Source organism: Streptomyces sp. NPDC041784 (assembly GCF_055591025.1).
In genome coordinates this window covers 189,751-216,080 of record NZ_JBVJAB010000001.1, presented here as the reverse complement: position 1 = coordinate 216,080, position 26,330 = coordinate 189,751, and the positions used below count along the sequence as shown (strand labels likewise).

Here is a 26,330-nt window from a genome sequence, read left to right as displayed (position 1 = left end):
ACCATGTCCGTACGTGAACTGGTCGTCCTCGGCACCGCCAGCCAGGTCCCGACCCGGCACCGCAACCACAACGGCTACCTGCTGCGCTGGGACGGCGAGGGCATCCTCTTCGACCCGGGCGAGGGTACCCAGCGCCAGATGCTGCGGGCCGGGGTCGCCGCGCACGATCTGAACCGGATCTGTGTGACGCACTTCCACGGCGACCACTCCCTCGGGCTCCCCGGGGTGATCCAGCGGATCAACCTCGACAAGGTCCCGCACCCGGTCACCGCCCACTACCCGCGTTCGGGGCAGCGCTTCTTCGACCGGCTCCGGTACGCCACCGCCTACCGCGAGACCGTCGGCGTCACCGAGGCGCCGGTGGACGAGGACGGCCCGCTGGCCACCGCGTCCTCGTACACGCTGGAGGCCCGCAGGCTCTCGCACCCGGTGGAGTCCTACGGCTACCGGATCGTCGAGCCCGACGGGCGCCGCATGCTGCCCGAGCGGCTCGCCGCGCACGGCATCAGGGGCGCGGACGTCGGCCGGATCCAGAAGGAGGGGGCCATCGGGGACGTCCGGCTGGAGGACGTCAGCGAGGAGCGGCGCGGGCAGCGGTTCGCGTTCGTCATGGACACCCGGCTGTGCGACGGCGTGGACGAACTGGCGGAGGGCGCCGACATGCTCGTCATCGAGTCGACGTTCCTCGACGAGGACGTGCAACTCGCGGTCGAGCACGGGCATCTGACGGTGGGCCAGGCGGCGGGCGTGGCCCGGGACGCCGGGGTGCGCCATCTCGTGCTCACGCACTTCAGTCAGCGCTACTCCGAGCCTGGGGGCACCTCCCGGACGGAGTCTGGGGGAGAGTTCGAGCGGCAGGCGAGGGCCGCCGGCTTCGAGGGCGAGCTGACCGTCGCGCACGACCTGCTGCGGGTGCCGCTACCGAAACGCCGGTAAAGCACCCGTACGATGCTTTGATGCCCCTCCCGAAAGCTGAACTGCACCTGCACATCGAAGGCACCCTGGAGCCGGAGCTGGCCTTCGAGCTGGCCGCCCGCAACGGGGTCGCGCTGCCCTACGCCGACACCGAGGCGCTCCGTGAGGCGTACCGGTTCGAGGACCTCCAGTCGTTCCTGAACCTGTACTACGAACTGATGGCCGTGCTCCGCACCGAGCGCGACTTCGAGGACCTCGCGCGCGCCTACCTGACCCGCGCCGCCGCGCAGGGCGTACGGCACGCGGAGATCTTCTTCGACCCGCAGGCCCATCTCGCCCGGGGTGTCGGCATGGGCACGGTGGTGGAGGGCCTGTGGCGCGCGCTGGGCAGCAGCGAGGCCGACCACGGCGTCTCGACCCGGCTGATCCTGTGCTTCCTGCGGGACGAGTCCGCCGAGTCGGCCCTGGAGACCCTGGACGCGGCGAAGCCCTACCTCGACCGGATCACCGGGATCGGGCTGGACTCCGCGGAGGTCGGGCATCCGCCGGTGAAGTTCCGCGAGGTGTACGAGGCGGCCGCCGCGCTGGGGCTGCGCCGGGTGGCGCACGCGGGGGAGGAGGGGCCGCCGGAGTACATCACCGAGGCCCTCGACGTCCTCGGCGTCGAGCGCGTCGACCACGGCCTGAGGTGTATGGAGGACCCGGCCCTCGTCGAGCGGCTGGTGCGCGAGCGGATCCCGCTGACGCTGTGTCCGCTGTCCAACGTCCGGTTGCGCACCGTCGACACCCTCGCCGACCACCCGCTGCCGGCCATGCTCGACGCCGGGCTGCTGTGCACGGTCAACTCCGACGACCCCGCCTACTTCGGCGGTTACGCGGGCGACAACTTCGACGCCGTACGCACCACCCTCGGTCTGGGCGAGGAGCGCCTGCGCGAGCTGGCCCGCAACTCCTTCACCGCGTCCTTCCTGGAGGACGACGAGGAACTGCGGGCGCGGTATCTCGCGGAGGTCGACGCCTACGTCTTCTAGGACCTGGGCGTGATCGGCCGGGCAGGTCCTGGCAGGCGTCGTGGTCAGTCCTGGTGGACGCGGTCCACCAGGATGTCGATGACGAGCGGGGTGCGCGGGCCGAAGCTCAGCAGCACGCCGTCCTCCAGGTCGACGACCCTGCGGTTCAGGCCGGCCGGGGTCTGGGCGATGCCGGGGATCTGGAGGAGGCCGTCGAGGCCGCCGACCGACTCCAGGCCCTTGGTCATCATCAGGATGACGTCCGGCTGTGCCTGGGCCAGGGCCTCGGTGGTGATCGGGGTGAAGGGGCGGTCCAGGCCCGCGTCCGTGCCGGCGTCCACCGCGCCCGCCGCGTCCAGCAGTGAGTCGGCGCCCGACCCCTTGCCGCCGATCAGATAGACGGCCGCGCTGCCGCGCATGTAGAGGAACGCGACCTTGGGCCTGCTGCCCTCGGGCACCGCGGCGCGGGCGGCGGTGAGGTCGGCGTTCATCCGCGCGTTGAGCGCCTTGCCGGCCGCCGGGACGCCGAGTGCCTGGGCGATCCGCGTGGTGCGGGTGGTGACGTCGGAGAGTTTCGTCGCCGGATCGAGGACGACGACGGGGACCCCGGCGTCCCGGATCTGGTCGATGGCCTCCTTGGGGCCGGTGTCCGTGTCGGCCAGCACCACGGTCGGCCTCAGCGACAGCACGCTCTCCGCGCTCACGTCGTGCGCCTTGGTGACCTGGGGGAGCTTCTTCGCCTCCTCGAAGGTGGCGGTGATGTCCCGGCCGACGACCCGGTCGCCGAGCCCGAGCGTGAACACGATCTCCGCGACACCGCCGTTGAGCGGCAGGATGCGCGAGGTGTCCGTCACGGTCACCTTCCGCCCGTCGGAGGAGTCGACGGTCACCGGCAACTCCGGTGCGGGCGCCGTGCCTTCGAGGGGGACGAGGGTGTTCTCGGCGAGCCGCTTCTGGGCGGCGGCGGCCCGGGCGCTCGCGGACCGCGGGGTCGCCTCCGTTCCCGTGCCTCCCGTGCCTCCCGCGGCGCCCGTGGAGCTTGTGGCGCAGGCCCCGGTCAGCAGGGCGAGGGCCAGCCCGAGGGCGGCGAGGCCCCTCCTCGTTCCGCGTCTCTCCGGCCGGCGTCCCCGGGGTGCGCGCATGGCTTTTCCTCTCCGTTCGGCTGGCACTCAATTGAGTATTAGTTTAGGTTAGGCTTCCCTTAGTGTCGCGTGGTGGGGGTTTTCCATGGCAGGCCCAAGTGGCGTACGCGGTCGCGGAGTTGGCTGTCTCCTCGCGGTCGTGTCGGCGTCCGCTCTCCTGCTTCCGATGGCCTCGCCGGCGGTGGCCGCGGGTGGCTCGGCGACCGGGCCCGAGGGGCAGAAACTCACCGTGTCCAAGTCGTCCGGCCTTGCCGCGGCGGGCGAGACGGTCACCGTGACCGGCTCCGGCTACCACACCGAGAAGGGCATCTACGTCGCCTTCTGCGTCGACAACGGGGCCGGGAAGACGCCCACGCCCTGTGTCGGCGGCGTCGACATGTCCGGTGAGTCGGGCGCTTCTGTGTGGATCTCCTCCAACCCGCCTTCCTACGGCGAGGGGTTGGCCAAGCCCTACGGCGGCAGCGCGCACAAGGGCACCTTCAGCGTGCGGATCAAGGTGCGCGCCAAGGACGCCAACACCGACTGCACGGCGTCCGGGGTTACCTGTTCCGTCATCACCCGCAACGACCACACCCGGGGCGGGGACCAGAGCCAGACCGTGCGGATCCCGGTGACCTTCGGGACGGCGGGCTCGACGACCGGCGGCTCGGGTTCCTCGGCCACGCCGAGCGCGAGCGCGACCGGTTCGACGGCCGCGACCGGCGGCACCGGCACCACCAAGGCGGCCGACGGGGCCGCCGACGGCTCGATGGCCGGCACCGGGTCCGACCTCGCGCTGCCCGGCGGGCTCACCGCGGCCGGGCTGGTGGCGGCCGGCGCGGGCGCCTGGTTCTGGGCGCGTCGCCGCCGTACCGGATCCCCGAACGCGAGCTGAGGCGACCCGAACGCACGCCGGCGGGACCGAGCTGACACGACCTCATATCCCAGAGGGAGAACCGAATATGGCGAAGAGACCCGGCGCCGTCGCCCTGGTGGCCGGCGCCCTGTTCGCGCTGAACGCACCGACCGCGGCGGCCGACCAGGAGTCGCCCGCGCAGGTCTCCGGGGGGCACGCGGACTGGACCCTGACCGCCGGGGACGTCTCGCTCGACGTGACCGCGCCCGCCGTGCGGACCGCGTCCGGTCGCGCCTCCTTCCCCGCCCTCGGCGGTGACGCCGACCTCGGAACCGGCGCCGCCGAGGTGGAGTTGGGCGGTGTCGCCCGCCTCGCCGGGGCGGCGGAGCGGCCCCTCGTCCTGGCCGGACTGCGGCTGCGGCTGACCGGTGGCGGTGGCGATGGCGGCAGCCGTGGCGAGGGTGAGGGCGAGCTGTACGCCCGTACGGTCGTCGACGGGCGGGCCCGCGAACTGGCGCTGGCCGACGTGGCCGAGGCGGAACCCGCCGTACGGGCCATCGGTGTCACCTGGACCGGACTGCGGGCCTCGCTCACCGAGGAGGGCGCGGCGCTGCTGTCCGCCTGGAGCGGCGGCGCGTTCGCGGCCGGGGACGCGCTCGGCTCGTTCGACGTGACCGTGGGGACCGCGCGGGCCGAGGAGCCCGCCGCGCCCGGGACGACCCCGCAGGCGTCCCCGAGCGCCGAGGGGCGGCCCGGGGGCGCCGCGCAGGAGGCCGGGGCCCAGCAGGGGAATCCCGCCGCCGCGCTCGCTCACCCCACCCTCATGGCGGGGGCCGAACAGACGGTCACCGGCACGGGGTTCGCGCCCGGCGCCGTCGTGCTGGTCGCGATCGACGGCGACACGCGGTACCAGGCGGTGGCCGACGCGGAGGGCCGGATCGCGCGGACCTTCCCGGTGTACGCCAACGCCGCCGAAGGTGAACACGCCGTGGAGCTGACCGCCGTCGGAACCGCCGGCGCGGGAACCGTCAGCGGCGGTGAACAGGGCCTCGCCGAAGCCCGGTTCGGGGTCGAGGCCCCGAACTGACCGCCGTGTCAGGCAGCGTGCAGTCGCTTGGAGGAGCGGGCCGTCCGGTCCGCTCCTCGGCATGCCCGAAATCCCTTGCCGGGCAGGTCAGTTGGGGATTTTTGCACTCCGTTGACAAGCAGTCCGCATCCGTACTTAGGTTTGCCTTACCTAAGTTCGAACTGGCGAAGTTCGGACCCCCGACAGGAAAGGTCTCGCCATGAGAGTCCCCACCCCCCGTACCGCCGCCCGCGCCGCGCTCGCCGTCGGTGCCTCCGCCGCACTGACCCTCGGCCTGGCCACCTCCGCCTCCGCCGCCACCGCGACCCGCACGATCGTCGACGGCAGCACGACCTACAACCTGTCGCTCACCGCCCCCGACACCGCCTCCGCCGCCGGCCAGGTCATCACCGTCACCGGCTCCGGCTACAACACCGGCCAGGGCATCTACGTCGGCCTGTGTGTCGTCGACGGCGTCCAGGGCGCGAACAAGCCGACCCCCTGCCTCGGCGGCCAGGACGAGTCCGGCTCCACCGGCGCCTCGCACTGGGTCAACAACGTCTTCGGCGGCCTGTTCGCCAACAGTTCCAGGTTCGGCACCGGCGGCACCTTCAGCGCGCAGATCTACGTCAAGGCCACCCTCGACGACGGCCGGGTCTGCGGCGAGGACGTGACCTGCGCGATCGTGACCCGCGCCGACCACTTCGACACCAACGACCGCACGTACGACGTCCACGCCCCGATCACCTTCCAGTGACGGCCGGCTGAACGTCGGCCGGGCCGGACCTCGCGCGGCGGGGTCCGGCCCCCGCGGCGTTCGGCGGCGCGTCGCGCGTACGCGACCAGTGAGGAACACTCCCATGCAGCACAGACGCCCGGCGGCGCTGCTCGGCGCCGCCGCTCTCGTGGCCGCCGTCGTGGCCGTCGGCACGGTCGCGGCCGGACCGGCCGCGCAGGCCGCCGACACGCCGAGGACGGCCCTCGGCGCGCAGGGTCAGAAGCTCACCGTCTCCGCCTCCGCCCACCTCGACCCGGCCGGCGACACGATCCGGGTCACCGGCGAGGGCTACGACGTCACCAAGGGCGTCTATGTCGCCCTCTGTAAGGACAACGGCGACAACCGCATCCCCACCCCCTGCCTCGGCGGCGCCGACCAGACCGGTGGCGGCGGCGCCTCGAAGTGGATCGTCCCGGCGGGCTCCACGGAGGCGCCCGCCGGGGTCGCCGAGGAGTGGGGCGCGGGTGGCACCTTCGACGTCGAACTCGCCGTCAAGATGCGGGACAACGGCCTGGACTGCGCCGAGGTCGCCTGCTCGGTCGTCACCCGCGTCGACCACAACGGCACCGGGGACCGCTCCCAGGACGTCCGCATCCCCGTCACCTTCGAGGGCCAGGAACCCGGTGGCGGCGACGACGGGGGCGAGGGCGAGGACGTGCCGCCGGGCACGGTCGGCTATGTGCGCGCGGCCGAGTTCACCGCCGCCGGCATGCCGCTGTCCCTGCTGCTGCACCCCGACTCCAAGAAGCTGTACGTCGGCTCCGGCAACACGGTCGACACCGGGACCGTCAACGAGTCCGGCCTGTACGTCCTGGACCCCGCCGACGGCAAGGTGCTCAGCTACGTGCCGCAGGCGCCCGGCACCACCGGGACCCTGGCGCAGCGCGTCGTCCAGCGGATCGTCAAGGCGCTGCCGGACGACGGTGTCGTCTTCCAGTACCCGGTGCGCGGCCTCGGTGTCGCCAAGGCCGGGGACACCGCCGCGACCGGCGTCTGGCCGGCCGGCGGCACCATCACCGGCACCGGACCCGGCAGCACGGACAAGACGGTTTTGATCGCCCAGGGCGCGGTGATCTCCGAGGTCGAGTACGCCACCGGAAAGATCGTCCGGACGACCACGCTGCCCAGCAGCGGCGGCCATCTCGGCACGGACCCCGCCCGCGGCCTCGCCTGGGTCTCCGACGCCGTCAACGGCAAGCTGTTCCGGGTGAGCACCGCCGGTGCCACCGCCCTGGAACTCACGGGCACGTACGACCTGGCCAAGGGCCAGGCCTTCGTCACCGCCGTGGACCCGGCGACCGGCAACGTCTGGGTGGGGTCCGGCTACTCGGTCCACGTGTTCGACAAGGACGGCAAGAGCCTGGCCGAGCTGAAGGGCACGGACATGCCGACGGTGATCGCCTTCGACGCCGGCTCTCACCAGGCCTTCGTGCTGCGCGAGGACTACGGCAACGAGGCGGACGGCGCGGACCAGAAGGGCCTGCTGGAGGTGTACGACAGCGCCACCTTCCGGCAGGCGTCCACCCCGGCGACCCTGCCGGGCAACCGCGTCAACGCCTACGCGGGCCTCGCGGTCACCCCGGGCGGCGGCACGGTCTACCTGACGGACGGCGCCGAGAGCAAGGTCCTCAAGTACGACCGCCGGGTCTCCCCGAAGGTCACTCAGACCCCCACCGACCGGACCGTCGCCGTCGGCGACACGGTCACCTTCGTCGCGGCGGCCGAGGGTACCCCGACGCCCACCCTGAAGTGGGAGGTCAGCCCCGACGGCGGCCAGACCTGGTCCACTGTCACCGGCGCCACGCAGAACACCTACACCTTCACCGCGCGCGCCGCGCACGACGGCTACCGGTACCGCGTGGTCTTCACCAACGCGGCCGGCACGACCCGCAGCGCGGAGTTCACCCTGACCGTCAAGGCGGCGGGGGACGACGGCGGTGACGACGGCGGCGACGGCGACGCGACCCCGTCCGGCACGAAGACCGTCACCGGTTCGCAGGGGCAGAAGCTCACCGTCACCCCGGTCAACGACCTCGCCACCGAGGACCAGAAGCTGAAGATCACCGGCTCTGGCTACGACGAGGAGAAGGGCATCTACGTCGCCCTGTGCGTCGACAACGGCGAGGGCGAATTGCCCACCCCGTGCATCGGCGGCGTCGACATGACCGGCGGTTCGCGCAGTTCGGCGTGGATCTCCTCCAACCCGCCGGACTACGGCGAGGAGCTGGCGACCCCGTACGACGACGGCGGCAGCTTCGAGGTCGAGCTGACCGTGGACGCCGAGGACGAGTTCACCGACTGCTTCGAGGCGACCTGCGTGCTGGCCACCCGCGCCGACCACACCCTCTCCGGCGACCGCTCCCAGGACGTGAAGGTCCCGGTCAGCTTCGTCGGCCAGGACCCGGTGGACACCGACGACGACAGCGGTGACACCGGCGGCACCAGCGGTGGTTCGACGTCCGGTTCGACGTCGGGATCCACCTCCGGCTCGACCTCCGGCACCTCGGGCACGTCCGGCACCACCACCGGCGGCACCGGTACGACCACCACCGGCTCCTCCGGCAGCCTCGCCTCCACCGGCGCCACGGTCGGCACGGTGGCGGGCCTGGCGCTCCTGCTCACGGCGGCCGGCTGGTACGTCCGCCGCCGGGCGGCCCGCGCCTAGGTGTACTCGGCCAAGAGGTTGGTGACTCGCGTCGGTAGTTGATCAAGAGAAGACGGATCCGTTCCACTCGGGAGGCGAGCAGGAAGCCCGCCGACGCCGAACTCAGCAGCAGCGCGCTGCCGACGGCGCCGGCCTCGGTGGCGGTCAGGGGGAGTCCGGCGTCCAGCCGGCCGACGACCGTCGGCAGCAGGTACGGGGCGAGGTACCCGGCCGTGAACAGGGCGACAAGGGGCCAGGGCAGGGTGCTGCGACGGGCGAACACGGGCCCCTCTACCGCCAGTCCGCGCCCCCGCCGGCCCCCGGTGCCGTCGCCTCGATCTCGGCCCTGACCTCGCGCATCACCGTGACGATCCGCTCCTCGTGCGCCGGCGTCAGCCGGGCCACCGGCACCGAGCAGCTGATCGCGTCCTGCGCGGGACGGTCGTAGCGCAGCGCGAAGCCGAAGCCCACGATGCCGGTCACACCCTCCTCGCGGTCCACCGAGTACCCGCGCGCCCGCACCCCGGCCAGATCGGCGAGCAGCGACGCACGGCTCGTGTGCGTCCTGGGCGTCATCGCCTCGTACGGCCCCTCGGGCAGCTCCCCGTCGGGCCGTTCGGCCAGCAGGGCCTTGCCGAGCGCGCCGACGTGCGCGGGCAGCCGGCGGCCGACCCGGCTGATCGTGCGCAGGTACTCGTGGGACTCCCGGGTGGCCAGATAGGCCACGTCCCGCCCGTCCAGCCGCCCCAGGTGGATCGTCTCGCCCAGTGTCTGGGACGCCTCGTCGAGATACGGCCGGACCAGCCGGACGCGCGGGTCGGAGTCGAGGTAGCTGGTGCCGGTCAGCAGGGCGTGGATGCCGATGCCGTACAGCGAGCCGGTGACGTCCGTGCGGACCCAGCCCCGGCCGATCAGGGTCTGGAGCAGCGCGTACATCGAGCTGCGCGGCACGCCCAGCTCGTCCGCCAGTTCCTGGAGGCGGGCCGGACGGTCCCCGCGTGCCGCGAGCAGCTCCAGCAGGTCCACCGTGCGCGCGGCCGACTTCACCTCACGGACACCGCCTGTCTCTGACATGTGCCGATCGTATGCGGGACGGCCCGGACCATTGACGGTCGCCGTTCGCGTATCTAACCTCCATCTTCATACGTGGATAGCGTCTATATAGGGAGATGACTAGGGTGAGCGGCCCCGACACCGACACGGCCAGGCGACTGAGGGAGGGCATGGCAGGGGGCGTCCTGTCCTTCCCGCTCACGAGCTTCCACGAGGACGGCTCACTCGACCCCGACGGCTTCCGCGCCCACCTCGCCGGCCGGCTCGCCGCCGCGCCCGGCGCCGTCTTCCCCGCCTGCGGCACCGGCGAGTTCTTCTCCCTCGACGAGGACGAGTACCGGCAGGTGGTGCGGATCGCCGTCGAGGAGACGGCCGGCCGCGTCCCCGTCGTCGCCGGCATCGGCTACGGCTGGGCCCAGGCCCTCCGTCTCGCCCGCATCGCCGAGGAGGCGGGCGCCGACGCCCTCCTCGTCCTCCCGCACTACCTCGTCGCCGCCCCGCAGGACGGCCTCGTCGCCCAGCTGGAGCGGATCGCCGCCGGCACCCGCCTCCCGCTCATCGCCTACCAGCGCGGCCAGGTCGCCTTCACCGCCGACTCGGTGCGGCGGATCGCCCGGATCCCCGGCGTCATCGGCCTCAAGGACGGCCACAGCGACCTCGACCGCCTCCAGCGCCTCACCCTCGCCGCCCCCGAGGGCTTCCTCTTCTTCAACGGCGCCGCCACCGCCGAGATCCAGGCCCGCGCCTACGCCACCGTCGGCGTCCCCGCCTACTCCTCCGCCGTCCACGCCTTCGCCCCCGAGATCGCCAACGCCTTCTTCACCGCCCTGGAGGACGCCGACCCGGGCACGGTCGACAAGCTGCTGCGCGACTTCTACGTCCCCCTCGTCGAACTCCGCGACCGCGTACCGGGATACGCCGTGTCCCTGGTGAAGGCCGCCGCCCGGCTGCGCGGCGCCGCCGTCGGCCCGGTCCGCGCCCCGCTCACCGACCCCTCGGCCGCCGACCTCGCCGACCTCGAGACCCTGCTCACCACCGGACTCGACCTCGTAGGAGCCGCCCTGTGAACGCCGCCGTGAACCTCACCGTCGCCGACGTCCGGCTGACCCCGATCCTGGTCGCCGACCCGCCGCTGCTCAACACCCAGGGCGTGCACCAGCCGTACACCCCCCGGCTGATCGTGGAGGTGGTGACCGCCGACGGCACCACGGGCGTCGGCGAGACCTACGGCGACACCAAGTACCTGGAACTCGCCCGGCCGTTCGCCGCGCGGCTGGCGGGCCGTCAGGTCAGCGACCTGAACGGGCTGTTCACCCTCGCCGACGAACTGGCCGTCGACGCCGCCCGGGTCTCGGGGCAGGTCGACGTCGGCGGGCTGCGCGGCGTGCAGACCGCCGACAAACTGCGGCTGTCCGTCGTCTCCGCCTTCGAGGTCGCCTGCCTCGACGCCCTCGGCAAGGCCCTCGGCCTGCCCGTGCACGCCCTGCTCGGCGGCAAGGTGCGCGACGCGGTCGAGTACAGCGCCTACCTCTTCTACAAGTGGGCCGACCACCCCGAGGGCGTGGCCTGCGAGAAGGACGACTGGGGCGCCGCCCTCGACCCGGCCGGGATCGTGGAACAGGCCCGGCGCTTCACCCGGCGGTACGGCTTCACCTCCTTCAAGCTCAAGGGCGGGGTCTTCCCGCCCGAGGAGGAGATCGCCGCCGTACGGGCCCTCGCCGAGGCCTTCCCCGGGCATCCGCTGCGGCTCGACCCCAACGGCGCCTGGAGCGTGGCGACCTCGCTGACCGTGGCCGAGGACCTCGGGGACGTCCTCGAGTACCTGGAGGACCCTGCGCTCGGCACCCCCGCCATGGCCGAGGTGGCCGCCGCGACCGACGTGCCGCTCGCCACCAACATGTGCGTGACCACCTTCGACGAGATCCAGGAGGCGTTCACCCGCGGCGCCGTCCAGGTCGTCCTCTCCGACCACCACTACTGGGGCGGACTGCGCAACACCCAGCAACTCGCCGCGATCTGCCGGACGTTCGGCGTCGGGGTGTCCATGCACTCCAACACCCACCTCGGCATCAGCCTGGCCGCGATGACCCATGTCGCGTCCACCGTCCCCGACCTCCACCACGCCTGCGACTCCCACTACCCCTGGCAGTCGGAGGACGTGCTGACCGAGCGGCTGACGTTCGAGGGCGGCCGGGTGACCGTCTCGGACGCGCCCGGTCTCGGCGTCGCACTCGACCGCGAGAAGCTGCGGTTCCTGCACCGGCGCTGGCTCGACGACGACGGCACCCTGCGCGACCGCGACGACGCGGCGGCGATGCGCGTCGCCGACCCCGAGTGGGTCACGCCGACCGTCCCCCGCTGGTAGCCCCTTCCCCTCGGCACGGGGTGCCCCTGTCGTTCGGTCGGGTCGCTCGGTCGGGTCGTCCGGTCGGGTGGGGCACGTGGGGGCAGGGAGCGGCGCGTGACGCGTTCGGTGCTTCCCGGCGGCGGGTGGTTCGGGTGGGACGGACGGCGGGGTGTCGGTGGCGTGGTGCACACTGGCCAGATCGGCACCACGTCAGGGAGCGCACCGTGACCGCGTCCACCGGAGAGGGACACCACCGCCAGACCCGCCGGACCGCCCGGGTCGACCCCCTGGCCGGCCTGCGCGCCCCCGACGACCCGCCCTGGGACGTCTATCTCACCGGCACGGTCTTCCTCGACATCGTCTTCACCGGGCTCGACTCCGCCCCGGTGCGCGGCACCGAGTCCTGGGCCCGCGGGATGGGGTCGAGCCCCGGCGGCGTGGCCAACATGGCCACCGCCCTGGCCCGCCTCGGCCTGCGCACCTCCCTCGCGGCCGCGTTCGGCGACGACCACTACGGCGAGTACTGCTGGGACGCCCTCGAACAGGGCGAGGGCATCGACCTGACCACCTCCCGCACGGTCCCCGGCTGGCACTCCCCGGTCACCGTCTCCATGGCCTACGAGGGCGAGCGCACGATGGTGTCCCACGGGCACGAGCCGCCCCCGGAGGAGCCCGGCCCCGACTGCCCCCCGCCCGCCCGCGCCGCCGTCGCCTCCCTCACCCCCGGCAAGCGCGACCCGTGGATCGCCCAGATCGCGAGCCGCGGCACCCGCGTCTTCGCCGACGTCGGGTGGGACGACACCGGCGCCTGGGACCTGGCCGGCCTCGCCGACCTGACCCACTGCGAGGCCTTCCTGCCGAACGCGGAGGAGGCCATGCGCTACACCCGCACCGACTGCCCCCGCGCCGCCGCCCGCGCCCTCACCGAGTACGTACCGCTCGCGGTCGTCACGCTCGGTGCGGAGGGCGCGTACGCCGTGGACGGCCGCACGGGCGAGACCGCCGAGGTCCCGGCGATCGCCGTCGAGGCCCTCGACCCCACCGGCGCCGGGGACGTCTTCGTGGCCGGCTTCGTCACCGGCACCCTGGCCGGCTGGCCGCTGGCCGACCGCCTCGCCTTCGCCGGACTCACCGCCGCGCTCTCCGTCCAGGAGTTCGGCGGCTCGCTCTCCGCGCCCGGCTGGTCCGAGATCGCCGCCTGGTGGCGCAGGGTGCAGTCGGTCGAGGGCCAGGACCCCGAGGCGCTGCGCCGGTACGCGTTCCTGGAGGGCCGGGTCCCGCTGGAGGAGACCAGCCCCTGGCCGCTGCGCCGCGCCGTCCCGACGATCGGTTTCGGCCGCTCGGCATAGCGTCGTGGGGCCCGCGAAAAGCCCTACGGCGTTGTCAGCCCCCTGGCGTACCCTTGAACTCGCCAGGCCGCCCTCGTGGCAGGCGAGACGCATCCGGGAGGACGTAGAGGCCCTCGGGCCGGCCTATGACTCAGACACCCACAGCTCACACGCCCGCGCAGGGCAAGGCGAGAGCACAGTTCACCGTTCCCGCCCAGCACCCCATGGTGACCGTGCTGGGATCCGGCGACTCCCTCCTGCGCGTGATCGAGACGGCTTTCCCGGCGGCCGACATCCACGTCCGGGGCAATGAGATAAGCGCCGTCGGCGACGCACGGGAAGTCGCCCTCATCCAGCGCCTGTTCGACGAGATGATGCTGGTGCTCCGCACCGGGCAGCCGATGACGGAGGACGCAGTGGAACGCTCGATCGCCATGCTGCGGGCGAGTGAGAACGGGACGAGTGACGGCCAGGAGACCCCGGCCGAGGTACTGACACAGAACATCCTGTCCTCGCGCGGCCGCACCATCCGACCCAAGACCCTCAACCAGAAGCGGTACGTCGACGCGATCGACAAGCACACGATCGTCTTCGGCATCGGCCCCGCCGGCACCGGCAAGACGTACCTGGCCATGGCCAAGGCGGTCCAGGCGCTCCAGTCCAAGCAGGTCAACCGCATCATCCTGACCCGCCCCGCGGTCGAGGCCGGCGAACGCCTCGGGTTCCTCCCGGGCACCCTCTACGAGAAGATCGACCCCTACCTGCGCCCGCTGTACGACGCCCTGCACGACATGCTCGACCCCGACTCGATCCCGAGGCTGATGGCCGCGGGGACTATTGAGGTGGCGCCGCTGGCGTACATGCGCGGCAGGACGCTGAACGACGCCTTCATCATCCTGGACGAGGCCCAGAACACGAGCCCCGAGCAGATGAAGATGTTCCTCACCCGGCTCGGTTTCGACTCGAAGATCGTGATCACCGGTGACGTGACGCAGGTCGACCTGCCGAACGGCACCAAGTCCGGTCTGCGGCAGGTCCAGGACATCCTGGAGGGCGTCGAGGACGTCCACTTCTCCCGCCTGTCGTCGCAGGACGTCGTACGGCACAAGCTGGTCGGCCGTATCGTCGACGCGTACGAGAAGTACGACACCGAGAACGGTACGGAGAACGGCACCCACAAGGGCGGCCGTAACAAGCGGAAGTAGACAAGCCAGCACCATGTCGATCGACGTCAACAACGAGTCCGGAACCGAGGTCGACGAGCAGGCGATCCTCGACATCGCCCGCTACGCGCTCGCGCGGATGCGCATCCACCCGCTGTCCGAGCTCTCGGTGATCGTCGTGGACGCCGACGCCATGGAGCAGCTGCACATCCAGTGGATGGACCTGCCGGGGCCGACGGACGTCATGTCCTTCCCGATGGACGAGCTGCGTCCGCCGTCGAAGGACGACGACGAGCCCCCGCAGGGGCTGCTCGGCGACATCGTGCTGTGTCCCGAGGTAGCGACCAAGCAGGGGGCGGAGGCGCCCACGCAGCACTCCATGGACGAGGAGCTCCAGCTGCTCACCGTCCACGGCGTGCTGCACCTGCTGGGCTACGACCACGAGGAGCCCGACGAGAAGGCCGAGATGTTCGGCCTCCAGGCGGCCATCGTGGACGGCTGGCGCGCGGAGAAGGGCATGACCGGCCCGTCCCCGGCCCCGACCGTGTCATGAGCCCGACCCTCATCGCCGGCGCGATCGCCCTGGTCGTCGTCGCGTGGCTCGCCGCCTGTGCGGAGGCGGGCCTCGCGGTCGTCTCCAGCTTCCGCGCCGAGGAGGCCGTACGGTCCGGCCGGCGCGGCAGCGCCAAGCTCGCGCAGATCGCCGCCGACCCCACCCGCTACCTCAACGTGGCCCTGCTCGTCCGTGTGGCCTGCGAGATGGCGGCCGCCGCGCTGGTCACCTACGCCTGTCTGAAGGAGATCGACGACACCGCCCCGGCGCTGCTCGCCGCGATCGGCGTGATGGTCCTCGTGTCGTACGTCGCCGTCGGGGTCTCGCCGCGCACCATCGGCCGCCAGCACCCGTTGAACACGGCGACGGCGGCCGCGTACGTCCTGCTGCCGCTGGCCAGGATCATGGGCCCGATCCCCTCCCTGCTGATCCTCATCGGCAACGCGCTCACCCCCGGCAAGGGGTTCCGGCGCGGCCCGTTCGCCTCCGAGGCGGAGCTGCGGGCGCTGGTCGACCTCGCCGAGAAGGAGTCCCTGATCGAGGACGACGAGCGCCGGATGGTGCACTCGGTCTTCGAACTCGGCGACACGCTCGTGCGGGAGGTCATGGTGCCGCGCACCGACCTGGTCGTCATCGAGCGCTACAAGACCATCCGCCAGGCCCTGACCCTCGCGCTGCGCTCCGGCTTCTCGCGGATACCCGTGACCGGGGAGAACGAGGACGACATCGTCGGGATCGTGTACCTGAAGGACCTGGTCCGCAAGACGCACATCAGCCGGGAGGCCGAGTCGGACCTGGTGTCGACGGCGATGCGGCCCGCCGCGTTCGTCCCCGACACCAAGAACGCCGGCGACCTGCTGCGCGAGATGCAGCAGGAGCGCAACCACGTCGCCGTCGTCATCGACGAGTACGGCGGCACGGCCGGCATCGTCACCATCGAGGACATCCTCGAGGAGATCGTCGGCGAGATCACCGACGAGTACGACCGTGAGCTGCCGCCGGTGGAGGAGCTGGGCGACGACCGCTACCGGGTCACCGCCCGCCTCGACATCACCGACCTCGGCGAGCTGTACGGCCTGGAGGAGTACGACGACGAGGATGTGGAGACCGTCGGCGGACTGCTCGCCAAGGCCCTGGGCCGGGTCCCCATCGCGGGGGCGTCCAGCGTGGTCGAGCTGCCCGACGGACGGGTCCTGCGGCTGACGGCGGAGGCCGCGGCCGGCCGCCGGAACAAGATCGTGACGGTGCTGGTGGAGCCGGTGGGCCCGGCGGATCCGCCGGAGGAGGACACACCGGAATGACCCCTCAGGAACTGCGCGCGTACTGCCTGTCCTTCAACGCGGTCGTGGAGGACTTCCCGTTTCGGCCGGAGATCTCCGTCTTCAAGGTCCTGGGCAAGATGTTCGCGCTCAGCTGGACGGACGAGCGGCCCCTGAAGGTCAACCTCAAGTGCGACCCGGAGGACGCGGTCCGGCTGCGCGCCGAGCACCCCGGTCTGATCGCCCCCGGGTACCACATGAACAAGCGGCACTGGAACACGGTGACGGTCGACGGCGACCTCCCGGACCGTCTGGTCCAGGAGCTGATCGAGGACTCGTACGACCTGGTGGTGGCCGGGCTGCCGCGCGCCGAGCGGCTCCGGCTCGACCGGTCCTGAGCGGGTGTCCGTATGCTCGGGGCATGACCGACAGCAGCGCGCTTGACCCCGAGGACCGCAAGATCGTCACCCTGGCCCGTTCCGCGCGGGTCCGCAACGGTGCGCCCGAAGGGGCGGCCGTACGGGACGAGACGGGGCGTACGTATGTCGCCGCGACGGTCGATCTGCCGTCGCTGAAGCTGAGCGCGTTGCGGACGGCCGTGGCGATGGCCGTGGCGTCGGGGGCCCAGTCGTTGGAGGCGGCGGCGGTCGTCACGTCGGCGGAGGGCGCCGACGAGGCCGATCTGGCGGCCGTACGGGATCTTGGCGGGCCGGCGACCCCGGTGCTCGTCGCTTCCGCGGACGGGGCCGTACGCCTCACCGTCTCCGCCGGCTGACCCCAGGGGGCTCCGCCCCCTGGCCCCCCGAGCGTGCCCCCGGACTTCGGCCGGATTTCCACCTTGCCCTCCTCCCGTCCCGCACGCATCAATGGAGCCGTCGAATCCGACGGACCGTCAGATTCACCCCCCACCGGGGCCGGTGTCCGCACCCACCCGTCCCGTTCTGTCCGGCCGTCCGTCTCCCCCCATCCAAGAAGGAGCCGGAACTCCCCATGAGAGGCAAGCGAATCGGATCAGGTGCGGCACTGCTGGCCGGGGCCCTCGCGGTCACCGGGCTGGCGTTCGCGCCCTCCGCCCTCGCCGTCGCACCGACGACGGCGACCTTCACCGCGAGCTGCGGTCTGTTCGGCGGCGGTGCCGCCACCCTGGAAGCCACCCAGACCGGTACCTCCGCCACCCTCAAGCTCTCGTCCACGGCGATCACCGCGCCGATCCCGATCGGCGCGAACAGCATCAACTCCACGCTCACGATGGCGAACTCGACCGGTGACGACCGGGTCTTCACCGGCACCGTGAACCCCGCCATGGCCACCGGCGCCCCGATCACGGTCGGACCGCTCACCGGCACTGTGGCCTCCGGTGACAGCCTGGACATCTACGACGGCTCGCTGAAGATGGTCGTCTTCGGGATCACCGTCACCTGCACGGCGACCGGGCCGCAGTCGCCGGGCCCGTTCGTGTTCGACTGAAAACACTGAGGAAAAGCGAGGACGGGCCGTCGGTTTCCGAGCGGGACCAGGAAGCTGACGGTCCATCAGTTGACATCGTCGTGTCCATTGACTTCTCCGGCGATCCGCACCTCAATGCCCCCTGTCGGCGCAGAAGAGCCGCTGCGCCCGCACCCTGGAGGAGGGGGCACCAATGGGTTCGACACCCCGTAGTTCCCGAAGTTCGCGAAGTCCGCGAAGACGGCGCTGGGCGTCGCTGCTCGGGGCGACCGCGCTCGCGGTCACCGCGGGCGGAGCGCTGGCGGTCCCGGCCGGCGCCGCGGCCGTGAACGTGGACTTCCCCACGCACTGTGTCCCGCCGCCGATCGCGGGCATCCCGCCGATCGACGGCACCACGACCGCGAAGATCACGGTGGATGACGCCACCCCCGAGGTCGGCGACACCGTCACCGTGACGTACACGGTGGTCGCGCCCGCCGCCAGCAACCCCACCGACCTGGCCCTGCCGGCCGACATCATGACGCCGACGGGCAAGGTCACCCTCGGCGGCGCGCAGACCGGCAGCGTCACCGTCGCGGGGCCGAAGAAGAACGACCCGGTGCCCGGCAAGGGCGTCTTCCCGTCGTTCTCCATGACCGGCACCTTCACGGTCACCACCCCCGGTGCGATCACCCTGTCGCCCGGCGACTACAACATCCACACCAGCTACATCCTGGAACTGGACACCCCCTGCACGGTGACCAACCCGCCCGCCCCGGTGTCCGAGACGGTCACCGCCGCGGACAACCCGCCGGCCAACACCCGTGCCATCAGCCTGGGTTCGGCCTCCGGCAGTCCGGGCGCGAGCGTCGCGGTGACCGGTACCGGCTTCACGGCCGGCGCCACGGTCACGTTGGCCGGACGGTCCGGGTCCACCCAGACCGCGGACACGGCGACCGTGACCGCGAACGCGCAGGGCGCCATCTCCGGCTCGCTCGTCGTCGACGACCTCACCACGACCGGTGTGGTGGCGTACGAGGGCTCCGCGTGGAGCGCGGACCTGGGGGCCGGGCCCGTCGCGTACATCGTCATCGACGACCAGCCCGTACCCGAGGGCAGTCAGAAGCTGACGACGACCGTGAAGGCCGGCACCCTGTCGATGTCCCAGGCCGGGGACGCCGTCCAGCTGTCGGCCGTCGACTTCGGCCAGGGCGGGGCCTCCACCGGTGACCTCCAGAAGGTGACCGTCAAGGACTTCCGCGGCGGACCCGCGGGCTGGTCCCTGACCGGCAAGGTCTCCGACTTCAGCGGACCCGGCGCCAAGATCGACGGCGGCAAGCTGAGCTGGACACCGGCGTGCAGCACCAAGGCGGGCAGCCCCAGCACCTGCCAGGCCGGGTCGGCCGGAACCGTCGGCAGCGCGGGGGCGACCCTCGCGTCCACCCCCGACGGCACGCTCACCGGCGGCGAGTTCACCGCCGACGCCCGACTCTCCCTCGACGTACCGGCGTTCACGCCTCCGGGCACGTACGCCGGCGTCCTGACCCTCACGCTCACCTGATCCACGTCCACCGGTGGCCGGGCGCCCGCCCCACAGGTCCGCACCCGCCCGTCCACCCCGCCGTGCCCTGACGTTCGTGGGGGGTCCGCACCCATGCGCAAGCCGTACGTCCTCCTCCTGCCGTTCCTGTCCTCGCTGGCCTTCCTGCTGGGCCCGCTGTGCGCGGCGCCCGCCCGGGCCGCCGACAACGGCAGCTGGTCCGTCTACCCCGTCTCCTCGGCCGTCGCCGCGCGGCCGTACTTCTACGTCACCGCCGATCCCGGGCAGACGATCGAGGACAAGGTCGTCGTCGCCAACAAGACCGACGAGCCGCTCACCTTCCGGCTGTACGCCGCCGACGCCTACAACACCGCGCGCGACGGCGGGTTCGCCGTCAGATCGGCGGGGGAGCGGATGCGGGGCGTGGGGGCGTGGGCGAAGCCCGCGAAGGACCGGATCACCGTGCCGGGGCGCAAGACCGTCACCGTGCCGGTCACCATCCGTGTTCCCGAGGACGCCGAGCCGGGCGACCATCCCGGGGCGATCGTGGCCCTCGACGAGCGGGTCGAGGAGGGCGGCGCCGGGCTCGCGCTCGGTGTGCGGCGGGCCGTCGGCGCCCGCGTCTACCTCCAGGTCGGCGGGCCCACCCTGCCCGCGCTGGCCGTGGAGGACGTCCGGATCGGCCACCACCAGCCGCTCGTGCCCGGCCTCGGCGACAGCACGGCGACGATCTCCTACACCCTGCACAACACCGGCAACGTCACCCTCGACCCGAAGGTGGAACTGACGGCCCGCGGCCTGTTCGGCCGCACCCTGCTGACCCGTGACCTGACGAAGGTCCCCTCCGAACTCCTCCCGGGCCAGCGCGTCCGCCTCACCGAACGCTGGCGGGGCGCACCCCAGCTCGACCGGGCCGACGTGCAGGTGACGGCCAGCGCCAGGGCCACGAGGGAGTCGGCGAGCGCGTCCTTCGTTGCGGTGCCGTGGCTGCTGGCGGCGGTCGTGGCGGTGGGGATCGCGGGAGGGGTGTGGTTCCTGATCAGACGGCGGCGGGGGCCCGCAGGGCCCAGCCGCTCAGGGGCGCGGGGCGTTGACATCATGCGGCTTCGCCGCGGGGCGCGACCAGCCCCGGCGGACCCGCAGCCGAAACTCAGCCGGACCGCCGGAGGCTAAAGCGCGTCCGGCCCGCGCTCGCCCGTCCGCACCCGTACGACGGTCTCGACCGGAACCGCCCACACCTTGCCGTCCCCGATCTTCCCGGTGTGCGCGGCACGCACCACCGCGTCGATCACGGCGTCGGAGTCCGCGTCCTCGACGACGACCTCGATGCGGACCTTGGGCACGAGGTCGACCTGGTACTCGGCGCCCCGGTACACCTCGGTGTGGCCGCGCTGCCGGCCGTAGCCGCTGGCCTCGGTCACGGTCAGCCCGTGCACGCCCAGCTCCTGGAGGGCCGTCTTGACCTCGTCGAGGCGGTAGGGCTTGACGATCGCGGTGATGAGCTTCATGCCTGGGGCTTGACCTTCTGGGCGGAGGGCTGGTGGGAGGAGCTGACCGGGGCGCCGTGGCCCAGGACGCCGTGATCGTATGCGGTCTCGGCGTGCACCGTAAGGTCCAGGCCGGTGTGCTCGTGCTCCTCGTCCGCCCTCAGGCCGATCGTGCGGTCGAGCACCTTGCCGATGCCGTACGTGACCCCGAAGGCGTAGAGCCCCACGACGACCACGGCCACCAGTTGCCTGCCGAGCTGGGTGAGGCCGCCGCCGTAGAGGAGGCCCTCGGGGCCGCCGGTCATCTCCTCGACGGCGAAGACGCCGATGAGCAGGGTGCCGATCACACCGCCGACCAGGTGGACGCCGACGACGTCGAGGGAGTCGTCGTAGTTCAGCTTGAACTTCCAGCCCACGGCGTACGAGCAGACGACACCGGCGGCGAGCCCGACGACCAGGGCGCCCGGGAGGGAGACCGAGCCGCAGGACGGGGTGATGGCGACCAGGCCCGCGACGGCGCCGGACGCGGCGCCGAGTGTGGTGGGGTGGCCGTCGCGCTTCTGCTCGACGAAGAGCCAGCCCAGCAGGCCGGTGCAGCCGGCGGCGAGGGTGTTGAGGAACGCGGCGGCGGCGAGGCCGTTGGCGCCCAGGGCCGAGCCCGCGTTGAAGCCGAACCAGCCGAACCAGAGAAGACCGGCGCCGAGCATCACCATGGGCAGGTTGTGCGGACGCATCGCGTCCTTCTTGAAGCCCAGCCGCGGGCCGAGGACCAGGCACAACGCCAGTCCCGAGGCGCCCGAGACGATCTCGACGGGAAGACCGCCGGCGAAGTCGAGGGCGCCGAGGTCCGTCAGGATCCAGCCGCCGGGGCCCCAGACCCAGTGGGCGACGGGAACGTATACGAGGAGTGCCCAGACGGGTACGAAGACCAGCCAGGCCGCGAACTTCGCCCGGTCCGCGATCGCGCCGCTGATCAGGGCGGCCGTGATGATCGCGAAGGTGAGCTGGAAGGTGGCGAAGAGCAGGGTGGGGACCGTGCCCTGGACGCTGTCGGGGCCGAGGTCCGCCATCCCCACGTGGTCGAGTCCGCCGATCAGCCCGCCCCCGATGTCGTCGCCGAAGGCCAGGGAGTAGCCGGCGGTCAGCCAGACCACGGTGACCAGCGCGATCGACACAAAGCTCATCATGAGCATGTTCAGGACGCTCTTCGTGCGGACCATGCCGCCGTAGAACAGCGCCAGACCCGGGGTCATCAGCAGGACGAGGGCGGTGGCGGCGAGCAGCCAGGCGGTGTCGCCGGTGTCGACGCGTGCGGCGGCGAGAGTCGTCACGGGGTCTCCAACGGGGGTGGGGGCTCGTCAGAGGTTCACCGGTCCCGGTTTCCGGTCGCGTACGGGTGTGTTTCCGTGACGTTTCGTTGCGGTCGGGTTTCCGGAAGCTCACCGTGCGGGGTGGTGCCGCTCGTGTGTGCGGCGGGGCTTCACGGATCAGGGAGAATGGGGGCCATGAGCGTTCGTAACCAGTCATCCGAGCAGTCGGCCGGGACCTACCACCGGGCCGGCTTCGCCTGTTTCGTGGGCCGTCCCAACGCGGGCAAGTCCACCCTCACGAACGCTCTGGTCGGGAAGAAGGTGGCGATCACCTCCAACCGTCCCCAGACCACGCGCCACACGGTACGGGGCATCGTGCACCGTACGGACGCGCAGCTGATCCTGGTGGACACGCCGGGGCTGCACAAGCCGCGCACCCTGCTCGGCGAGCGGCTCAACGACGTGGTCCGCACCACCTGGGCGGAGGTCGACGTGATCGGCTTCTGTCTGCCCGCGGACCAGAAGATCGGGCCCGGCGACCGGTTCATCGCCAAGGAGCTGGCCGGGATCAAGAAGACCCCGAAGGTCGCGGTCGTCACCAAGACCGACCTGGTGGACGGGAAGGCACTCGCCGAGCAGCTCATCGCGATCGACCAGATGGGCAGGGAGCTGGGCATCGAGTGGGCGGAGATCGTGCCGGTCTCGGCGGTCGGCGACCAGCAGGTGGAGCTGCTCGCCGATCTGCTGGTGCCGATGCTGCCGGAGGGGCCCGCCCTGTATCCCGAGGGCGACCTGACGGACGAGCCCGAGCAGGTGATGGTCGCCGAGCTGATCCGCGAGGCGGCGCTGGAGGGCGTCCGCGACGAGCTGCCGCACTCCATCGCGGTGGTCGTCGAGGAGATGCTGGCGCGCGAGGACCGCCCGGCGGACAAGCCGCTGCTCGACATCCACGCCAACATCTACATCGAGCGGACCAGCCAGAAGGGCATCATCATCGGCCCGAAGGGCCGCCGTCTGAAGGACGTCGGCATCAAGTCCCGCAAGCAGATCGAGGCGCTCCTGGGCACGCCCGTCTTCCTGGACCTGCACGTCAAGGTCGCCAAGGACTGGCAGCGGGACCCGAAGCAGCTGCGCAAGCTCGGATTCTGAGGCGTCGGGGCCGGGCGGCCGGCAGTCAGCCCTGTTCGTCGCGTTCCGCGCGGCGCGGGGTCGTCGTGGCCGCCAGGGCCAGGCCCACCGCGCACAGCACGGCCGCCGTCACGGCGGCCGGGACGCTGTGCGGGCCGTGGATGGACCACGCCCAGGGCTCCGGCGTGTTGTCCCAGCGCACCCCGGCCAGCAGCGTGGGCCCGAACATCGCGAGCGGCGGCAGCCAGGCGAGGCCGCTGCCGAACAGCCGGGCGCCGATCATGGCGAGCCCGAGATACCCCGCGACATTGCGCACGGCGGCCACGGTGACCTCCGCGGACGCGCCGGCCGCCATCGGCAGCACGGCCAGCAGCGTCGCGTACAGCAGCACGGCGGTCATCTGCACCAGGCGGTGCCGGTGCATCGGCTGCGCCGCCGTGTGCTCCAGATCGGCCATCGGCGAGAACGTCGTGGTGGCCAGCACCACCGCGTGCACCACGGGCACCACGGCCGCCAACGGCACGCTGTAGTCCGTCAGATGGCGCAGCTGCGGCAGCGGCACCTGCTGCCCGGCGTACACCGTGGCGGCGACGGCGACGACCAGCGCGAGCAGCGCCGCGCGCGGCACGTTGCGGCTGCGGGCGTAGCCCAGCAGCGCGCGCAGCCCCGGGGACGCGGGGGAGTACGAGAACACACGCCTCATTCCGTCGACGCCGTTCACCGCGGCGGTGCGGGGGCGGGGCGGCAGGCCCGGATGTCGTCGGCGGCGGCCGCCAGCCAGCGGTCCTGCTCGGCCACGGGCGTCTTCAGGAAGCGCTCCAGGGCGGCGGTGAAGTCGTCGCTCCAGTAGCCGTTCTGGACCTGTGCGCGGCTGCGGACGACGGCCTCGAAGAGGAAGGTGTCCGGGTAGTCCCCGATCTCCTTCATCAGGTGCGGCGCGCAGCCCTGCGGCGGCTGCGGCAGGGACGCGGCGAGCATGTCCTGGGTCAGCCCCTCCCGGTCGATCCCCGGTGTGTACACGGGCAGTTCGGCGGTCGGCGAGCCCCCCGTCGGCGCGGTGAGCCCGCGCTCGTAGTACGTACGGGTCAGACCGGGGACCGCGCCGACGGTCCGCTCGACCCGGCGCAGCGCGACCCGGACCTCCGGCAGCAGATGCCGGTCGTCGGGCCACAGACAGGCCTTGGTGCCGCCCTCGGTGGCGCACACCGGCCGCTGCGGCTGCGGGGTCCGCACGGCCCAGTACAGCTCGGGCAGCGGGGCCTTGAAGGAGAACAGCGCCCCGGCGGCGACGACCGCCGCCAGCGCCACCGGCAGCAGCATGCCGAGCGCCGGACGCACGGACCGGCCGCGCAGCAGGCCCGGCAGCGCGAGGATCAGCAGGCCGCAGGCCAGGCACCACACGGCGGCGGTCAGCAGCCGGCCGGTGTTCGGCTGGAAGGCCATGTCCCAGTGCACGTCGAGGGCCGGCACCAGCGCCCACGGCAGCGCCGAGCGCTCGTCGGAGAGCAGCGCGATGCCCACCAGGGTGCCGTACCAGCCGAGGCCGACGAAGGGGACGGCGATCCGGGACGGGGAGAGGACGCCCACGACGACCCCGACCGCGGTCTGGAGGCCGACCATGGCGGCGCCGGTCAGCAGCGGCGACCACACGGGCGCGGTGACCGCGCTGACCCCGGCGGTGCGGGAGAAGGCCAGCGCCGCGAACAGCGCGTACACGGGCAGCGCCCAGGCCATGGCGGACAGCCAGACCATGACGGTCTGTTCCCAGCCGCTGCGGGCGGTCGTCTCGGCCCAGGCCAGGGTGCGGTGGCGGCGGACCCGGCCCGCGGTCCAGGCGGCGCCGGTGCTTACCAGCGGGCCCATCACCATGACGGCGAAGATCTGGACCTCGACGGCGGTCTGGGTCCACCAGCCGACCCAGTCGCTTCTCGCCGCGTCGCCGCCGAGGAAGTACCAGGCGCCGATCACGGTCATCAGGGCGGCGATCCACCGGGACTCGCCGCGCCGCATCTCGGTCCACAGCATGCGGATCACAGCACGGCCCCCTCGGGACCGACCAGGTGCAGATAGCCCGACTCGACGGTGCCGTCCTCGCCGGGCAGCGCGCACAGTTCGGCCAGCGTGCCGGTGAAGCGGACCCGGCCCTCCAGGAGCACCGAGATCCGGTCGCAGGTGTGGGCGACGTCCTCGGCGAGGTGGGTGCTCATCACGACGGCGGAGGTCTCGCCGAGCCCCTTGATGAGATCGCGGAAGCCGACGCGCTGGGCCGGGTCGAGGCCGACGGTCGGCTCGTCCAGCAGCACCAGCGCGGGCCGGTTGACCACGGCCTGGGCGATGCCGACGCGGCGCAGCATGCCGCCGGAGAGTTCTCCCATCCGCCGGTCGGCGTGCTTCTCCATGGCGACCTGGCGCAGCGCCTGGCGGGCCCGGTCGCGGCGCTCGCGGGAGGGGACTTTGCGCAGCCAGGCGGCGTACTCGACGAACTCCAGCGCGGTGAAGCGCGGGTAGTGGCCGAAGGACTGGGGGAGGACGCCGATCCGCTCGCGCACCGAGCGCACGGCTCTGCGGCCGCCCGCCCCCACCGTTTCGCCGAGCAGCGTGACGGTGCCCTCGTCCGGGCGGTTCGCGGTGCTGAGCAGGGACAGCAGGGTGCTCTTGCCGGCTCCGTTGGGCCCGAGCAGGCCGGTCACGCCGGTCGGGAAGCCGAGCGAGACGTCGTCGAGGGCGGTCAGCGAGCCGTAGCGGACGGTGACCTGCTCGACCGCCGCGACCGCGGCGGGGGCGTTGCCAAGGGACACAGTGTTCCTGGTTCCGTGGGTGCGGTTTCTTCTGATGCGTCTCTTCTTACCGGTTCACCGGCCGGGGCGCCCCGGCCGGTGAACCGCACCTGGCCGGATCAGTTCTCGGCGGCCGCGAAACCGACGCCGCGGCTGCCCGGGACGGCGGCCCAGCTCACCTGCGTGTAGTACTTGTTGGAGGTGCTGGTGCCCTTGTACGCGCCGCAGCCGTAGCCCTGCGAGTAGCTGCGGGACGCCGTGGCGATCTGACGGTCGGGCGACAGCGAGATGTCCCGCCAGACGGAGGCGGTGAACGTACGCGTGTCGTTGACCGGCACGTCACCGCACGCCTTGACGTGACCGGAGCCCGGACCGGACCAGCGGTTGCTGTCCTCGGCGCTGCCCGCCGTGGCGATTGCGAAGGGCAAACGGCTGCCGTTGATCTCCGCCGCCAGCGCGCTGACGGTCGGAACGGCCACCGCGAAGGCGGCCACCGCGGCCACCACGGCAGACTTGCGCTTGAACGTCATCAGACGATTCTGCACGTGAACTTCCCCCTGTTCAGGGCCA

General features: G+C 72.2%; 26 protein-coding genes and 1 pseudogene. 18 read left to right on the top strand and 9 right to left on the bottom strand.

Translation table 11 applies throughout. The features are described 5' to 3' along the window. Positions 1–3 precede the first annotated feature (3 nt). On the top strand, positions 4–936 hold the full coding sequence (locus ACZ6D7_RS01015) for a ribonuclease Z (RefSeq protein WP_469481982.1): 933 nt from the start codon (positions 4–6) through the stop codon (positions 934–936). A 20-nt stretch (positions 937–956) separates the two neighbouring features. Continuing rightward, entirely contained in the window at positions 957–1,946 is a 990-nt protein-coding gene (locus tag ACZ6D7_RS01010; RefSeq protein ID WP_469481979.1) for an adenosine deaminase, read from the top strand. Positions 1,947–1,990: 44 nt separating this feature from the next. Here ACZ6D7_RS01010 and ACZ6D7_RS01005 read toward each other — a convergent pair whose 3' ends face one another. Then, positions 1,991–3,067 carry a heme/hemin ABC transporter substrate-binding protein gene (locus ACZ6D7_RS01005; protein ID WP_469481977.1) on the bottom strand — a complete coding sequence of 359 codons (1,077 nt, stop codon included), beginning with the start codon at positions 3,065–3,067 and terminating at the stop codon, positions 1,991–1,993. 166 nt (positions 3,068–3,233) lie between these two features. Between ACZ6D7_RS01005 and ACZ6D7_RS01000 the strand changes: the two genes are divergently transcribed. The 4 genes from ACZ6D7_RS01000 (at position 3,234) to ACZ6D7_RS00985 (ending at position 8,411) form a co-directional block, all read left to right on the top strand. Then, positions 3,234–3,941, top strand: a complete 708-nt coding sequence (locus tag ACZ6D7_RS01000) for a hypothetical protein (protein ID WP_469481975.1) — start codon at positions 3,234–3,236, stop codon at positions 3,939–3,941. A gap of 67 nt (positions 3,942–4,008) precedes the next feature. Then, on the top strand, positions 4,009–4,989 hold the full coding sequence (locus tag ACZ6D7_RS00995; RefSeq protein WP_469481972.1) for a hypothetical protein: 981 nt from the start codon (positions 4,009–4,011) through the stop codon (positions 4,987–4,989). A 199-nt stretch (positions 4,990–5,188) separates the two neighbouring features. Further along, positions 5,189–5,725 carry a hypothetical protein gene (locus ACZ6D7_RS00990; protein ID WP_469481969.1) on the top strand — a complete coding sequence of 179 codons (537 nt, stop codon included), beginning with the start codon at positions 5,189–5,191 and terminating at the stop codon, positions 5,723–5,725. 103 nt (positions 5,726–5,828) lie between these two features. After that, the gene (locus ACZ6D7_RS00985) at positions 5,829–8,411 is read left to right on the top strand and encodes an immunoglobulin I-set domain protein (protein WP_469481966.1); all 2,583 of its coding nucleotides are present in this window, start codon (positions 5,829–5,831) and stop codon (positions 8,409–8,411) included. A 55-nt stretch (positions 8,412–8,466) separates the two neighbouring features. On the opposite strand, the pseudogene ACZ6D7_RS00980 reads toward ACZ6D7_RS00985, so the two are convergent. Together ACZ6D7_RS00980 and ACZ6D7_RS00975 are read right to left on the bottom strand one after the other, a co-directional pair. Further along, positions 8,467–8,673, bottom strand: a pseudogene (locus ACZ6D7_RS00980) (MFS transporter); the annotation flags it as partial. 8 nt (positions 8,674–8,681) lie between these two features. Further along, positions 8,682–9,464, bottom strand: a complete 783-nt coding sequence (locus ACZ6D7_RS00975) for an IclR family transcriptional regulator (RefSeq protein ID WP_469481963.1) — start codon at positions 9,462–9,464, stop codon at positions 8,682–8,684. A 149-nt stretch (positions 9,465–9,613) separates the two neighbouring features. Here ACZ6D7_RS00975 and ACZ6D7_RS00970 point away from each other — a divergent pair, with 149 nt between their 5' ends. The 11 genes from ACZ6D7_RS00970 to ACZ6D7_RS00920 all read left to right on the top strand — a co-directional run bounded on the left by ACZ6D7_RS00970 (position 9,614) and on the right by ACZ6D7_RS00920 (position 20,231). Then, complete coding sequence (locus ACZ6D7_RS00970; protein WP_469482978.1) at positions 9,614–10,510, top strand: 5-dehydro-4-deoxyglucarate dehydratase; 897 nt, start codon at positions 9,614–9,616, stop codon at positions 10,508–10,510. A gap of 8 nt (positions 10,511–10,518) precedes the next feature. Further along, a complete protein-coding gene (locus ACZ6D7_RS00965; protein ID WP_469482976.1) occupies positions 10,519–11,808 on the top strand; it encodes a glucarate dehydratase family protein in 1,290 nt (429 codons plus the stop codon). 206 nt (positions 11,809–12,014) lie between these two features. Beyond that, a complete protein-coding gene (locus ACZ6D7_RS00960; RefSeq protein WP_469481960.1) occupies positions 12,015–13,139 on the top strand; it encodes a carbohydrate kinase family protein in 1,125 nt (374 codons plus the stop codon). 125 nt (positions 13,140–13,264) lie between these two features. Then, positions 13,265–14,323: a PhoH family protein gene (locus ACZ6D7_RS00955; protein ID WP_469481957.1), complete on the top strand. Its 1,059-nt coding sequence runs from the start codon at positions 13,265–13,267 to the stop codon at positions 14,321–14,323. Between the two features lie 13 nt (positions 14,324–14,336). Beyond that, the gene (gene ybeY / locus ACZ6D7_RS00950; protein WP_469481954.1) at positions 14,337–14,834 is read left to right on the top strand and encodes an rRNA maturation RNase YbeY; all 498 of its coding nucleotides are present in this window, start codon (positions 14,337–14,339) and stop codon (positions 14,832–14,834) included. After that, the gene (locus ACZ6D7_RS00945) at positions 14,831–16,135 is read left to right on the top strand and encodes a hemolysin family protein (protein WP_469481951.1); all 1,305 of its coding nucleotides are present in this window, start codon (positions 14,831–14,833) and stop codon (positions 16,133–16,135) included. Before ybeY ends, ACZ6D7_RS00945 begins: the two co-directional genes overlap by 4 nt. After that, positions 16,132–16,491 carry an MmcQ/YjbR family DNA-binding protein gene (locus tag ACZ6D7_RS00940; RefSeq protein ID WP_469481948.1) on the top strand — a complete coding sequence of 120 codons (360 nt, stop codon included), beginning with the start codon at positions 16,132–16,134 and terminating at the stop codon, positions 16,489–16,491. The genes ACZ6D7_RS00945 and ACZ6D7_RS00940 overlap by 4 nt, the downstream gene beginning before the upstream one ends. A gap of 23 nt (positions 16,492–16,514) precedes the next feature. After that, positions 16,515–16,868: a cytidine deaminase gene (locus ACZ6D7_RS00935; protein ID WP_469481945.1), complete on the top strand. Its 354-nt coding sequence runs from the start codon at positions 16,515–16,517 to the stop codon at positions 16,866–16,868. A gap of 215 nt (positions 16,869–17,083) precedes the next feature. Further along, positions 17,084–17,560, top strand: coding sequence for a hypothetical protein (locus tag ACZ6D7_RS00930; protein ID WP_469481942.1), 477 nt, complete (start codon positions 17,084–17,086; stop codon positions 17,558–17,560). Positions 17,561–17,732: 172 nt separating this feature from the next. After that, complete coding sequence (locus tag ACZ6D7_RS00925) at positions 17,733–19,079, top strand: beta-xylosidase (protein ID WP_469481940.1); 1,347 nt, start codon at positions 17,733–17,735, stop codon at positions 19,077–19,079. Positions 19,080–19,172: 93 nt separating this feature from the next. Further along, a complete protein-coding gene (locus ACZ6D7_RS00920) occupies positions 19,173–20,231 on the top strand; it encodes a DUF916 domain-containing protein (RefSeq protein ID WP_469481937.1) in 1,059 nt (352 codons plus the stop codon). Here ACZ6D7_RS00920 and ACZ6D7_RS00915 read toward each other — a convergent pair. After that, on the bottom strand, positions 20,228–20,566 hold the full coding sequence (locus tag ACZ6D7_RS00915) for a P-II family nitrogen regulator (RefSeq protein ID WP_469481934.1): 339 nt from the start codon (positions 20,564–20,566) through the stop codon (positions 20,228–20,230). The two genes, ACZ6D7_RS00920 and ACZ6D7_RS00915, sit on opposite strands and share 4 nt — an antisense overlap. Then, complete coding sequence (locus tag ACZ6D7_RS00910) at positions 20,563–21,876, bottom strand: ammonium transporter (protein WP_469481931.1); 1,314 nt, start codon at positions 21,874–21,876, stop codon at positions 20,563–20,565. The genes ACZ6D7_RS00915 and ACZ6D7_RS00910 overlap by 4 nt, the downstream gene beginning before the upstream one ends. 174 nt (positions 21,877–22,050) lie before the next feature. Here ACZ6D7_RS00910 and era point away from each other — a divergent pair, with 174 nt between their 5' ends. Next, a complete protein-coding gene (gene era / locus ACZ6D7_RS00905; protein ID WP_469481928.1) occupies positions 22,051–23,004 on the top strand; it encodes a GTPase Era in 954 nt (317 codons plus the stop codon). 25 nt (positions 23,005–23,029) lie between these two features. Here the strand turns inward: era and ACZ6D7_RS00900 are convergent, their stop codons facing one another. From ACZ6D7_RS00900 to ACZ6D7_RS00885, 4 genes are all read right to left on the bottom strand, one after another. Next, positions 23,030–23,677, bottom strand: coding sequence for a hypothetical protein (locus ACZ6D7_RS00900; RefSeq protein WP_469481925.1), 648 nt, complete (start codon positions 23,675–23,677; stop codon positions 23,030–23,032). Positions 23,678–23,700: 23 nt separating this feature from the next. Continuing rightward, on the bottom strand, positions 23,701–25,017 hold the full coding sequence (locus tag ACZ6D7_RS00895) for a hypothetical protein (protein WP_469481923.1): 1,317 nt from the start codon (positions 25,015–25,017) through the stop codon (positions 23,701–23,703). Continuing rightward, on the bottom strand, positions 25,014–25,781 hold the full coding sequence (locus tag ACZ6D7_RS00890; RefSeq protein WP_469481920.1) for an ATP-binding cassette domain-containing protein: 768 nt from the start codon (positions 25,779–25,781) through the stop codon (positions 25,014–25,016). Before ACZ6D7_RS00890 ends, ACZ6D7_RS00895 begins: the two co-directional genes overlap by 4 nt. Positions 25,782–25,879: 98 nt before the next feature. After that, the gene (locus tag ACZ6D7_RS00885; RefSeq protein ID WP_469481917.1) at positions 25,880–26,290 is read right to left on the bottom strand and encodes a hypothetical protein; all 411 of its coding nucleotides are present in this window, start codon (positions 26,288–26,290) and stop codon (positions 25,880–25,882) included. Positions 26,291–26,330: the final 40 nt, after the last annotated feature.

Bases quoted from the DNA above. Each gene is read 5' to 3' on its own strand.
- ACZ6D7_RS00920 (WP_469481937.1), top strand. From the start codon at position 19,173: ATGCGCAAGCCGTACGTCCTCCTCCTGCCGTTCCTGTCCTCGCTGGCC.
- ACZ6D7_RS00930 (WP_469481942.1), top strand. From the start codon at position 17,084: ATGAGAGGCAAGCGAATCGGATCAGGTGCGGCACTGCTGGCCGGGGCC.
- ACZ6D7_RS00990 (WP_469481969.1), top strand. From the start codon at position 5,189: ATGAGAGTCCCCACCCCCCGTACCGCCGCCCGCGCCGCGCTCGCCGTC.
- ACZ6D7_RS00975 (WP_469481963.1), bottom strand. From the start codon at position 9,464: ATGTCAGAGACAGGCGGTGTCCGTGAGGTGAAGTCGGCCGCGCGCACG.
- ACZ6D7_RS00935 (WP_469481945.1), top strand. From the start codon at position 16,515: ATGACCGACAGCAGCGCGCTTGACCCCGAGGACCGCAAGATCGTCACC.
- ACZ6D7_RS01000 (WP_469481975.1), top strand. From the start codon at position 3,234: ATGGCCTCGCCGGCGGTGGCCGCGGGTGGCTCGGCGACCGGGCCCGAG.
- ACZ6D7_RS00945 (WP_469481951.1), top strand. From the start codon at position 14,831: ATGAGCCCGACCCTCATCGCCGGCGCGATCGCCCTGGTCGTCGTCGCG.
- ACZ6D7_RS00985 (WP_469481966.1), top strand. From the start codon at position 5,829: ATGCAGCACAGACGCCCGGCGGCGCTGCTCGGCGCCGCCGCTCTCGTG.
- ACZ6D7_RS00995 (WP_469481972.1), top strand. From the start codon at position 4,009: ATGGCGAAGAGACCCGGCGCCGTCGCCCTGGTGGCCGGCGCCCTGTTC.
- ACZ6D7_RS00970 (WP_469482978.1), top strand. From the start codon at position 9,614: ATGGCAGGGGGCGTCCTGTCCTTCCCGCTCACGAGCTTCCACGAGGAC.
- ACZ6D7_RS00955 (WP_469481957.1), top strand. From the start codon at position 13,265: ATGACTCAGACACCCACAGCTCACACGCCCGCGCAGGGCAAGGCGAGA.
- ybeY (WP_469481954.1), top strand. From the start codon at position 14,337: ATGTCGATCGACGTCAACAACGAGTCCGGAACCGAGGTCGACGAGCAG.
- ACZ6D7_RS00915 (WP_469481934.1), bottom strand. From the start codon at position 20,566: ATGAAGCTCATCACCGCGATCGTCAAGCCCTACCGCCTCGACGAGGTC.
- ACZ6D7_RS00940 (WP_469481948.1), top strand. From the start codon at position 16,132: ATGACCCCTCAGGAACTGCGCGCGTACTGCCTGTCCTTCAACGCGGTC.
- ACZ6D7_RS00885 (WP_469481917.1), bottom strand. From the start codon at position 26,290: ATGACGTTCAAGCGCAAGTCTGCCGTGGTGGCCGCGGTGGCCGCCTTC.
- ACZ6D7_RS01015 (WP_469481982.1), top strand. From the start codon at position 4: ATGTCCGTACGTGAACTGGTCGTCCTCGGCACCGCCAGCCAGGTCCCG.
- ACZ6D7_RS01005 (WP_469481977.1), bottom strand. From the start codon at position 3,067: ATGCGCGCACCCCGGGGACGCCGGCCGGAGAGACGCGGAACGAGGAGG.
- ACZ6D7_RS01010 (WP_469481979.1), top strand. From the start codon at position 957: ATGCCCCTCCCGAAAGCTGAACTGCACCTGCACATCGAAGGCACCCTG.
- ACZ6D7_RS00925 (WP_469481940.1), top strand. From the start codon at position 17,733: ATGGGTTCGACACCCCGTAGTTCCCGAAGTTCGCGAAGTCCGCGAAGA.
- era (WP_469481928.1), top strand. From the start codon at position 22,051: ATGAGCGTTCGTAACCAGTCATCCGAGCAGTCGGCCGGGACCTACCAC.